Annotated in this window: 13 protein-coding genes; 10 read left to right on the forward strand and 3 right to left on the reverse strand. The window is 63.1% G+C overall.

Going from position 1 to position 10,893, the window contains the following annotated elements; genetic code table 11:
- The first annotated feature begins 158 nt into the window (after positions 1–158).
- The 3 genes from secY to map all read left to right on the forward strand — a co-directional run bounded on the left by secY (position 159) and on the right by map (position 2,945).
- Complete coding sequence (gene secY / locus QF031_RS05290; protein WP_307425035.1) at positions 159–1,469, forward strand: preprotein translocase subunit SecY; 1,311 nt, start codon at positions 159–161, stop codon at positions 1,467–1,469.
- Positions 1,470–1,474: 5 nt separating this feature from the next.
- Positions 1,475–2,044 carry an adenylate kinase gene (locus tag QF031_RS05295; RefSeq protein WP_307425038.1) on the forward strand — a complete coding sequence of 190 codons (570 nt, stop codon included), beginning with the start codon at positions 1,475–1,477 and terminating at the stop codon, positions 2,042–2,044.
- Between the two features lie 73 nt (positions 2,045–2,117).
- Positions 2,118–2,945, forward strand: a complete 828-nt coding sequence (gene map, locus QF031_RS05300; RefSeq protein ID WP_307425041.1) for a type I methionyl aminopeptidase — start codon at positions 2,118–2,120, stop codon at positions 2,943–2,945.
- Positions 2,946–3,036: 91 nt separating this feature from the next.
- Here the strand turns inward: map and QF031_RS05305 are convergent, their stop codons facing one another.
- From QF031_RS05305 to QF031_RS05315, 3 genes are all read right to left on the reverse strand, one after another.
- A complete protein-coding gene (locus QF031_RS05305) occupies positions 3,037–4,386 on the reverse strand; it encodes an ABC transporter substrate-binding protein (RefSeq protein WP_307425044.1) in 1,350 nt (449 codons plus the stop codon).
- Between the two features lie 76 nt (positions 4,387–4,462).
- The gene (locus tag QF031_RS05310; RefSeq protein ID WP_370874489.1) at positions 4,463–5,383 is read right to left on the reverse strand and encodes a carbohydrate ABC transporter permease; all 921 of its coding nucleotides are present in this window, start codon (positions 5,381–5,383) and stop codon (positions 4,463–4,465) included.
- Positions 5,380–6,339, reverse strand: a complete 960-nt coding sequence (locus QF031_RS05315) for a carbohydrate ABC transporter permease (protein WP_307425046.1) — start codon at positions 6,337–6,339, stop codon at positions 5,380–5,382. Before QF031_RS05315 ends, QF031_RS05310 begins: the two co-directional genes overlap by 4 nt.
- Before the next feature lie 216 nt (positions 6,340–6,555).
- Here QF031_RS05315 and QF031_RS05320 point away from each other — a divergent pair, with 216 nt between their 5' ends.
- The 7 genes from QF031_RS05320 to rplQ all read left to right on the forward strand — a co-directional run bounded on the left by QF031_RS05320 (position 6,556) and on the right by rplQ (position 10,863).
- Positions 6,556–7,488, forward strand: coding sequence for a P1 family peptidase (locus tag QF031_RS05320; protein WP_307425049.1), 933 nt, complete (start codon positions 6,556–6,558; stop codon positions 7,486–7,488).
- Positions 7,489–7,659: 171 nt separating this feature from the next.
- The gene (gene infA / locus QF031_RS05325; RefSeq protein ID WP_009358723.1) at positions 7,660–7,881 is read left to right on the forward strand and encodes a translation initiation factor IF-1; all 222 of its coding nucleotides are present in this window, start codon (positions 7,660–7,662) and stop codon (positions 7,879–7,881) included.
- A gap of 71 nt (positions 7,882–7,952) precedes the next feature.
- Positions 7,953–8,066 carry a 50S ribosomal protein L36 gene (gene rpmJ / locus QF031_RS05330; protein WP_009358722.1) on the forward strand — a complete coding sequence of 38 codons (114 nt, stop codon included), beginning with the start codon at positions 7,953–7,955 and terminating at the stop codon, positions 8,064–8,066.
- A gap of 184 nt (positions 8,067–8,250) precedes the next feature.
- A complete protein-coding gene (gene rpsM / locus QF031_RS05335; protein WP_028275004.1) occupies positions 8,251–8,625 on the forward strand; it encodes a 30S ribosomal protein S13 in 375 nt (124 codons plus the stop codon).
- A gap of 54 nt (positions 8,626–8,679) precedes the next feature.
- Complete coding sequence (gene rpsK, locus QF031_RS05340) at positions 8,680–9,081, forward strand: 30S ribosomal protein S11 (RefSeq protein WP_018760435.1); 402 nt, start codon at positions 8,680–8,682, stop codon at positions 9,079–9,081.
- Positions 9,082–9,211: 130 nt separating this feature from the next.
- Positions 9,212–10,222 (forward strand): DNA-directed RNA polymerase subunit alpha, encoded by a 1,011-nt coding sequence (locus QF031_RS05345; RefSeq protein ID WP_013601812.1) that lies wholly within the window; start codon positions 9,212–9,214, stop codon positions 10,220–10,222.
- 68 nt (positions 10,223–10,290) lie between these two features.
- Positions 10,291–10,863, forward strand: a complete 573-nt coding sequence (rplQ, locus tag QF031_RS05350) for a 50S ribosomal protein L17 (RefSeq protein WP_307425053.1) — start codon at positions 10,291–10,293, stop codon at positions 10,861–10,863.
- Positions 10,864–10,893: the final 30 nt, after the last annotated feature.

Genomic DNA, 10,893 nt, shown 5'->3' on the forward strand with positions numbered 1-10,893 from the left:
GCCGGGAGTTTTTCATATCCGCCGGGCGAATTTTTTCCGCCACCCGGCGCAGGTGCGCCACCGCGGATTGTTCGCATGGCGCATGGAACCGTTAGACTCGGATGTCGGGATCTATCGGTTCCCCTCACCCCACTCTTATTGACACCACAGGAGGACGCTTGCTTAGCGCATTTGGCCGGGCCTTTCGCACGCCTGATCTGCGACGCAAGTTGTTGTTCACGCTGGGAATCATCACCATCTTCCGCTTGGGTGCTTTCATTCCCTCGCCCGGTGTGAACTACCAGAATGTCCAGCAATGCTTGCAGAACGGTCAGACCGCCGGCGGGTTGTACCAGCTCGTAAACCTCTTCAGCGGCGGCGCGTTGCTCCAGGTGTCCATCTTCGCCCTGGGCATCATGCCCTACATCACGGCAAGCATCATCGTGCAGCTGCTCCGGGTGGTTATTCCCCGTTTCCAGCAGCTCTACGAAGAGGGCGCGTCCGGCCAGTCCAAGCTGACCCAGTACACGCGTTACCTCACCATTGCCCTGGGCCTGCTCAACGCCACCACCCTGGTGTCCCTGGCCCGTTCCGGGCAGCTGCTGCCGGGCTGCCAGCTGCCGGTGATCCCGGACACCAGCATCATCACCACCATCCTCATCATCATCACGCTCACGGCCGGTACCGGCCTGATCATGTGGATGGGCGAGCTCGTCACGGAGAAGGGCGTGGGCAACGGCATGTCGCTGCTCATCTTCACCTCCATCGCCGCGCAGTTCCCCACGTCGCTGGGTGCAATCTGGACCTCGCAGGGCCCCGGGACCTTCTTCATCGTCCTGGCAGTTGGCCTGCTCACCGTCGCGCTGGTGGTTTTCGTGGAACAGTCCCAGCGGCGCGTTCCGGTCCAGTACGCCAAGCGGATGATCGGCCGGCGAACTGTTGGCGGCACCAGCACCTACATTCCCATCAAGGTGAACATGGCCGGTGTCATCCCGGTGATCTTCGCTTCGTCCATGCTCTACATTCCCGGGTTGATCGCGCAGTTCAACCAGCCCCGGAACGGCGAGCCCATCCAGCCGTGGGTTGAGTGGATCAACAACAACCTGACCCGCGGTGACCACCCGATCTACATGGCGGTTTACTTCCTCCTGATCGTGTTCTTTACCTACTTCTACGTCGCGATTACCTTCAACCCTGAAGAAGTCTCGGACAACATGAAGAAGTACGGCGGCTTCATTCCAGGTATCCGCGCCGGCCGACCGACCGCTGATTACCTGCAGTACGTGCTTTCACGGATCACCCTGCCCGGCGCCCTCTACCTGGGCTTCGTGGCACTGATTCCGCTGGTGGCACTGGTACTGATCAACGCAAACCAGAACTTCCCGTTCGGTGGCACCTCGATCCTGATCATGGTGGGCGTTGGTTTGGAGACCGTAAAGCAGATTGATGCGCAGCTACAACAACGTCACTACGAAGGGCTTTTGCGATGACGAGAATGCTGATTATTGGACCTCCCGGTTCCGGAAAAGGAACGCAGGCGGAGCGGATTTCAGAACGCCTCGGCGTTGTGGCCATCTCCACCGGCGACATCTTCCGTGCCAACGTGAAGGGCGAAACGCCGCTGGGCCTCGAGGCCAAGAAGTACATGGACAACGGCGACTTCGTTCCGGACAGCGTGACCAACAAAATGGTCCGCGACCGCCTTGGCGAGTCCGACGTCGACGCCGGTTTCCTGCTGGACGGCTACCCGCGCACCACCGCGCAGGTGGATTACCTTGACGAGATCCTCGCCGACGGCGACGAGAAGCTCGACGTGGTCCTCCAGCTGACCGCCGACGACGAGGAACTGGTGCACCGCCTCCTGGGCCGGGCCAAGGAAACGGGCCGGAGCGACGACAACGAAGCCGTCATCCGCCACCGCCTGGATCTCTACCACGAGCAGACCGAAGCAGTGGTGTCGAAGTACGCCGAGCGCGGCATCCTCACCCAGGTCGACGGGATCGGCCCCATCGACGAAGTCACAAACCGCGTGATGCAGGCCATCAAGGCCGCACAGGCAGCCTGACCAAGGGCGCCCCGGTTTCTCGAGGCTCCTCCCGGCATCCGGGAGGAGCCTCAGCCATTTGAAAGGAAACACCATGGCCTTCGGCCAGCCCCGCATCGAATTCAAGAACAACGCCCAGATGCGCACCATGCACGAGGCAGGACTGGTCCTCAGCCGCGCTTTGGACGCCGCCGTTGCCGCCGCGGTGCCGGGGGTCACCACCAAGGATTTGGACGACGTCTTCGCCGCCGTCCTCAACGAGGCAGGCGCCAAGTCCAACTTCCTGGGCTACCACGGCTTCCCGGCCACCATCTGCACCTCCGTCAATGAGGAAGTGGTGCACGGCATTCCCGGCAGCCGGGTCCTGCAGGACGGGGACATCATCTCCATCGACGGCGGAGCGATCGTCGACGGCTGGCACTCCGACTCGGCCCGCACCGTGATCGTGGGCAGCGCGGATCCGGAGGACCAGCGGCTCTCCGACGTCACCCACGCAGCCATGTGGCGGGGAATCGCCGCGCTTGCCACCGGCTCGCACGTGGGCGACGTCGGCGCGGCCATCGACGACTACGTATCGTCCGTCCCCGGCAAACCGCTGGGCATCCTGGAGGACTACGTGGGCCACGGCATCGGCTCCGAGATGCATATGGCGCCGGACGTCCTGAACTACCGCACCAACCACCGCGGCCCCAAGATCAAGCCGGGCCTCTGCCTCGCCATTGAACCCATGCTGGTCCGCGGCGGCATCGAGACCGCGGTCCTCGAGGATGACTGGACCGTGGTGACCACCGACGGCAAGCGCTCCTGCCAGTGGGAGCATTCCGTGGCGGTGCACGAGAAGGGCATCTGGGTGCTTTCAGCGCCCGACGGCGGTGCGGAGCACCTGGTGCCCCTGGGCGTCACCCCCGTGCCGATCCCCTAGGGGACGCGCACTTCGCCCGCGATGCAGAAAATCCCTGTCGACCCCGAAAAAAGGGTCGGCAGGGATTTTGCGCGTTATCAGGGCTTTAGCGCTACGACTTCAGCTTCGGCTTCACGTCGCGCTCGTAGATGCTCTGCAGCGTGTTCTTCAGGTCCGTCATGGTGGACTTGACGTCGCCCTGCTGGGTGAGGATCTTCGCGGCCGCCTTTGCCATCTCCTGGTCAGCACCCGGCAGGAACACGCGGGCGTTGTCCTGGACCTTGGTCACTGCCAGCTGGTCCACTGCAGTCTGGATCTGCGGTGTCTTGGCCAGGACGGCTTTCATGTCGGCGGACTTCCTGGTGGGCATATAGCCGGTGGCGGCCGAGAACTCGGCGGTGCTCTCCGGCTGGGTAACGAAATCGAGGAACATCCCGGCGGCCAGCTGTTCCTCTTTGGTGATCCCGCTGGGGATGCCCAGGCCTGCGCCGCCCGTGGGGCAGACGTTGGTGGTTTCCTTGGGGCCACCCGGCAGGAAGCCGACACCGACGTTGAACTTGGCCGATTTCAGGATCCCCAACAGCGAACCGGTGGAGGCGATGGTGGCGGAGGTCAAGCCGGCCGAGAAATCATCGGCTGCTTCCTTGGAGGAGACGCCCGCCCACTTGTCCTTGTAGATCGAATCCTGGGCCCACTGCAGTGCCGCCACCGATTCTGGGGAGTCGCAGGTGACGTCCCATTCCTTGGACCAGCCGCCGCCCCAGCCCCACAGCATGTTCTGCAGCGTCCAGCCCGCGTACCCGGCCAGTGCGGGATAGATGTAGGCGTACTGCGCCCCGGAGCTTGCCTTCAGCTTGGGTGCCCACTCGCCGAATTCCTGCCAGGTCTTGGGAGCACGGTCGGGGATCCCCGCTGCCGCGAAGTGGTCCTTGTTGTAATAGAACAGCGGCGTTGACCGGCCGTAGGGGAGCGCCCACTGCTTACCGTCGTACTTGTAGTCATTGACCAGTGACTGCTGGAAGTCGTCCATCTTCATGTTCAGCTGCTTGGTAAGGCTGTCCACGGGGATGATGCTGCCGTTGGTGTAGTAGCGGAACCACCACACATCCGAGAGGACCACCACGCCCGGAAGGCCGGACTTGGCAGCCTGCGCCGTCTGGAATTTCTGCGCGATTTCCTCGTAGTTGGCCCCGGCCGTCACCAGGTTGACGGTGATGCCCGGATTCTTGGCCTGGAACTTCTCGATCAGGCTCTTCTCGACCTCCTGCGACTGGCCGGGGTGGCTGGACCAGAAGTCGATCTTGGCCGCCGGCTTCACGCCATTGAAGTCGATATCGGCCGCCTGCGAGGTGGCCTGCCCGCCGCCGGTTGTGGAGGGTCCGCCGCATGCGGCCAGGGCAGCGGCGGAGGCGGTAACCCCTGCCAGGCCCAGGAAATGCCTCCGGTCCAGGTGAAGTGTCATGACGGTTCCTTTCGGTTGTTGCCGGTGGAAGGGTGGGAGTACTGGAAGGTTGGGAAGTACGACGGCGGCCGGCGGCTTAGCCGGTCACGCTGCCTTGGGTGAGGCCCGCCACGATGTAACGCTGCAGGGCCGCGAAGATGATCAGGATGGGGACGATGACCAGGACTGCGCCGGCCATGAGGACGCCCCATCCGGCGGCGTTGCTCTCGTTGTTCTGCAGCAGCGTGAGCCCCACCGGAAGGGTCATGGTTTCCGGCCGGTCCGTGATGATCAGCGGCCAGATGTAGTCGTTCCATTCGGTCACGATGGTCACCAGCGCCACGGTGGCGATGGACGGGACCGAGACGGGGACCACGATCTGCCACAACCGCCGCCAGTGGCCGGCCCCGTCCATCTCCGCGGACTCCAGGATCGACGCCGGCAGGGTGCGGAAGTGCTGGCGCAACAGAAAGGTGCCGAACGCGGTGCCAAGGCCGGGAAGGATGATGCCCCACAGGGTGTTCTTGCCGCCCATCCCGGCGATCAGGATGAAGTTGGGCAGGATGGACACCTGCGGCGGCACCATGAGGGCCACCAGGATGAGCAGGAAGATGAAGTTCCGGAACGGAAAGCGGACAAAGACCAGGGCGTAAGCCGTCAGGATCGCCAGGAGCACCTTGATGGTGGCACCTGCCAGGGTGACGATGGTGCTGTTCAGGAAGAACCGGCCAAACGGGACCGTGGTCATGGCCGTCCGGTAGTTCTCCAGGTTGAGGCTCTCCGGCAGGATTTGAAGGTCCGTTGTGACGATTTCGCCGGCCTGTTTGAACGAGCTCAGCACCATCCACAGCAGGGGCAGGAAGACCACAAGCGTTGCGATGAGCAGCGGCAGGTAACCGCCCACAACGGTCTGGACGAGGTTGCGGCGCGACAACGGACGGTCGCGGTGCAGGCCAGGCTCGGGCGGGGCGACTGCCGCTGCGGCGGGATCCGGGCTGACCGGTGATAGGGAGGTCACGAGTAGTGCACCTTTCGTTCCACGAACCGCAGCTGGAGCACGGTGATGACCAGGAGGATGGCGAACAGCACCACGGAGATGGCTGCCGAGTAGCCGGCCCTGTTGTATGCGCCGAACGCCTGCAGGTAGGCCTCGTAGATCAGGGTGCTGGTGCCGGTGCCCAACGGCGTCATGATCCGGATCAGGTCGAAGGCCTGCAGTGAGCTGAGCATGGTGGTGATCAGCAGGAAGAACGTGGTGGGGGACAGCAGCGGCAGCGAGATGCTGATGAAGCGGCGGAACCCGTTGGCGCCGTCAAGGGACGCGGCCTCCATGACGTCCTGCGGCAGGGACTGGAGCCCGGCAAGGTACACCACGGCGCAGTAGCCCAGGTTCTTCCAGACGTAGACCAGGATCACCATGACCAGCGAGAGCTGGGGATCGTTGATCCACTGCGGGCTTTGCTGTCCCATGCCCCGCAGCAGCCAGGCCAGGACGCCGTAGCCGGGGTCGAAAATGAACAGCCACACCAGGCCGACGCCAACACCGGAGAGCACATAGGGGGCAAAGACGGCGGAGCGGGCGAACGTGGTGCCGCGGACTTTCGCGTTCAGCGCCAAAGCCACCAGCAGGCCCAGCAGCATGGAGCCGCCCACCGTGACAAAAGTGAACACGGCGGTGGTCCCCAGGACCTTCGGCGCATCATTGCTGCTGAAGAACGTGACGTAATTGGTGAAGCCCACCACCGTGGCGGAGGGGGAACCCAAGGTCCAGTCCAGGGTCGAGTAGTAAATATTGCTGAACAGCGGGCGGTAGGTGAAGACGGCGATCAGCACCAGGTTGGGCAACGCCATGGCAAGGAAAACAAAGAAGTCACGGCGGGTCCTCGCGGTCCACCGCCGCTTTGGTACTTTCGCGGACCGCCCCGAAGGCCCGTTGGGTTTTGCGGAGGGGTGCGGGGCGAGTTGACGGGTCATGCGTGTCTCTCCCGGGTTGGGGAGCCTGCTCGTGGCCGGCCCTGGCTTGATCTAGGGACTACTACACCAGACCGTCAGGGGGCTGAAACCCGCATATGCCCTTGTCAGGGGACTATTATCCAAGGCTTCGTCGCCCGTTAACGCTGTGTTGAATGCAGTCTTGCATAAAGTTTGCCGATGCGGCAGGGGCGCGCCTGCAGAGGGGAGAATAGGGGCATGGGAACCATTACCGCTGTCCCGGGCATCCGCGTGGGCCACGTGCAGAAGAACGGTGACGGCTGGCTGACGGGCGTCACCGTGGTCCTGCCCCCGAAAGGCACCGTGGGCTCGGTGGATGTCCAGGGCGGCGGGCCCGCCACCCACGAAACGGACGCCCTTGACCCCACCACGCTGGTCAGCCACGTCGACGCCGTGGTGCTCACGGGCGGCAGCGCCTACGGGCTGGCCTCCGCGGCCGGCGCCCAGCGCTGGTGCGAGGAAAACGGCCGCGGCTTCGCCGTCCCCGGGGGAGTAGTGCCCATCGTCCCCGCCGCCGCCATCTTCGACCTGGGCAGGGGCGGCGACTTCTCCGCACGCCCGACGCCGGACATGGGCTACGCGGCAACGGCCGCCGCCGCGGCGCAGAAGGAAGGGCACGACGTCGAACGCGGCAACATCGGCGCCGGAACCGGCGCACTCATCGGCCGGGGCCAATACAAAGGGGGAGTGGGAACAGCCTCGAGCACCCTGGAGAATGGGGTTGTGGTCGGGGCTCTTGCCATAGTTAACGCCCTGGGGCTCCCGTTTGGCACGACGAGCCAGCAGGCGGAACCCAGCCACGGCGTCCCCCTTAACACCACTCTTGTTGTCGTGGCCACGAACGCCGTTTTGGATGTGGCCGAGTGCAAGCGGACTGCCTCGGCCTCCCATGCCGGGATTGCGCGGGCGCTTAATCCCAGCCATACCCTTGCCGACGGGGACACTGTCTTCTGCTTGGCGACTGGGGCCGTGCCACTGGACCGCTCGGACGAAGCTGCCCGGCAGGTAAGCCTCATCACGCTGCAAAGCGCGGCAGCCGACGTCGTACGCTTGGCCATCCTTGACGGCGTGGCCAGCGCTGCAGCTGTCACCACTCCCGCAGGTGAATATGGTGCCTACCGCTCCGCGTAAGCTACTATGGCCGATTTAACTTTTACCGGCTGACGGGGTAGTGTTGCTTGTTGGTTGTCTGGACTGCTACGCCCTTTTGGGCCTGGAGGCGGCAATCGATCCAACAAAAACGTTCGTGGCCATGCCCGGTGCAATCCGGCGGGGCTGCGGCAACAACAGTTAGCGGAGGGTATGGCCAAGAAGGACGGGGTCATTGAGATCGAAGGCGTTGTGACCGAGGCGCTGCCTAACGCGATGTTTCGCGTTGAGCTCACCAACAAGCACATCGTTCTGGCACACATCTCTGGAAAGATGCGTCAGCACTACATCCGAATCCTCCCTGAGGACCGCGTAGTGGTGGAGCTGAGCCCGTACGACCTCACCCGTGGTCGTATCGTCTACCGCTACAAGTAAATTGCTGGGCGGCGTCAGTGCGAACTGGCTGCCGCTCCAGTTGACCACACTGCTACACGCAAAGGAATGCCATGAAGGTCAAGCCGAGCGTCAAGCAGATCTGCGAAAAGTGCAAAGTGATCCGCCGTAATGGCCGGGTCATGGTGATCTGCGAGAACCCGCGCCACAAGCAGCGCCAGGGCTAATTTCCTTCCCTGAAGGAAATCCTGGGTTGCTAACCCACGCAAGTAAATAAAGGCAGCACAAGCTGATCTGGAACATTGAGCTCGAAAGAGTCCGGACAGCTAACCCCCGGTCGGAGGCTGGGGCCGCACGGAAAGTGCGGGTGTACTGCCTACGACCTCCGGTTTATCAAGGAGTACTGCCACTATGGCTCGTCTCGCTGGCGTAGACATTCCCCGCGAAAAGCGGCTGGAAATTGCGCTTACTTACATCTACGGCGTGGGCAAGACCCGTGCACACGAAACCCTGGCTGCCACGGGCATCAGCGCTGACGTTCGCGTCAAGGACCTGACTGACGCCCAGTTGGTTGAGCTGCGTGACTACATTGAAGGCAACTACAAGGTTGAGGGTGACCTTCGCCGCGAAGTAGCAGCAGATATCCGCCGCAAGGTTGAAATCGGCAGCTACGAAGGTATTCGCCACCGTAAGGGCCTCCCGGTCCGCGGGCAGCGTACCAAGACCAACGCACGTACCCGCAAGGGCCCGAAGCGCACGGTCGCAGGCAAGAAGAAGGCCCGTTAAAATCCCGGCCGGGATTTACGGAACTTTCCCCAATAACTTTCTGTAGGAGAAAAAATGCCCCCGAAGACTCGTGGCGCGGTTCGCAAGCCGCGTAAGAAGGACAAGAAGAATATCGCGCTTGGCCAGGCGCACATCAAGAGCACCTTTAACAACACCATCGTTTCCATCACGGATCCGAGCGGCGCTGTTATTTCCTGGGCTTCCTCCGGTGAGGTTGGCTTCAAGGGCTCGCGTAAGTCCACCCCGTTCGCTGCCCAGATGGCTGCCGAAGCCGCTGCCAAGCGTGCGCAGGAGCACGGCATGCGCAAGGTAGACGTTTTCGTCAAGGGACCGGGTTCGGGACGCGAGACCGCGATCCGTTCGCTGCAGGCCGCAGGCCTCGAGGTTGGCTCCATCCAGGACGTCACCCCCGCAGCCCACAACGGCTGCCGCCCGCCGAAGCGCCGCCGCGTCTAATTCTTTTTCGCAGCAGGAGCTTGCCCGAACCAGCACTGGTCCGGGCAAGCCCAGCGCGTTAAGTCTTTAGACCGAATTTCCACCACCTGTGTTGCGTCATATAGCGGATGCTCGCCGAAAGGAAACCTAAGTGCTCATTGCACAGCGCCCCACCCTCTCCGAAGAGGTAGTCTCCGAAAACCGTTCGCGTTTCATCATTGAACCGCTGGAACCGGGCTTCGGCTACACCCTCGGAAACTCCCTCCGCCGTACCCTGCTCTCCTCCATCCCCGGTGCTGCCGTAACCAGCATCCGGATCGATGGTGTGCTGCACGAGTTCACCACGGTTCCGGGTGTCAAGGAAGATGTCACCGAGATCATCCTTAACATCAAGAGCCTGTCGGTTTCCTCCGAGCACGACGAGCCCGTCGTGGCTTACCTGCGCAAGCAGGGCCCCGGAGTCGTCACCGCCGCGGACATCGCTCCGCCGGCCGGTGTCGAATTCCACAACCCGGATCTGCACATCGCCACGCTGAACTCGAAGGGCAAGTTCGAACTCGAACTGACCATCGAGCGCGGCCGCGGCTACGTTTCGGCAGCTCAGAACAAGTCCGGCGACGCAGAGATCGGCCGTATCCCGGTCGACTCCATCTACTCGCCGGTGCTGAAGGTTACTTTCCGCGTGGAAGCAACCCGTGTTGAGCAGCGCACCGACTTCGACAAGCTGATTGTCGACGTCGAGACCAAGCAGGCCATCGCCCCGCGCGATGCCGTTGCTTCCGCAGGTACCACCCTGGTGGAACTGTTCGGTCTGGCCCGTGAGCTGAACACCGCAGCTGAAGGTATCGAGATCGGCCCGTCGCCCACCGACGCTGCCCTGGCAGCCGACATGGCACTGCCGATCGAGGATCTGGACCTCACCGTCCGTTCCTACAACTGCCTCAAGCGTGAGGGCATCCACACCGTGGGTGAACTCGTTGCCCGCTCCGAGGCTGACCTGATGGACATCCGCAACTTCGGTGCAAAGTCCATTGACGAGGTCAAGGCAAAGCTGGTTGAACTGGGCCTGTCCCTCAAGGACTCGCCTCCCGGTTTTGACCTCGCAGCACGCGCCGCAGCAATCGAAGAGGACGACGCCGCGTTCGGCGACGACGAACTCTAAACCAGACCTTGGCCGGCGGGCAGCACCATGGTGTGCCGCCCACGGCTTCCACATGAGGAGAAACAACTATGCCTACCCCCACTAAGGGTCCGCGCCTCGGAGGCGGCCCGGCTCACGAGCGCCTCATGCTCGCGAACCTGGCAGCATCCCTGTTCGAGCACAAGCGGATCACCACCACGGTCACCAAGGCCAAGCGCCTGAAGCCGTACGCAGAGCGCCTGGTCACCTTCGCCAAGCGCGGCGACCTCGCTTCCCGCCGCCGCGTGCTCGGCCTGATCAGCAACAAGGGCGTCGTCCACGAGCTGTTCACCGACATTGCGCAGGCTGTGGAGAACCGCGACGGCGGCTACACCCGCATCACCAAGATCGGCAACCGCAAGGGCGACAACGCTCCCATGGCTGTCATCGAACTGGTCCTCGAGCCGGTTTCCGCCAAGCAGGCTGTGGTAGCCGAGGCTACCCAGGCTGCTGCCAAGGCTGCTCCGGCCGCCGAGGAAGCTCCTGTTGAAGAGGCTCCTGCTGAGGAAGCTGCTGCAACCGAAGAGGCGCCTGCCGCTGAGGAAGCTGCTGCAACCGAAGAGGCTCCCGCCGCTGAGGAAGCTGCCGAAGCTCCCGCAGCCGAGGAGAAGGACGCGAAGTAATTCGCTGATTCCCTTCGCATAGACTTAGGT

This window comes from Pseudarthrobacter defluvii (assembly GCF_030816725.1).
Lineage (GTDB): Bacteria > Actinomycetota > Actinomycetes > Actinomycetales > Micrococcaceae > Arthrobacter > Arthrobacter defluvii_A.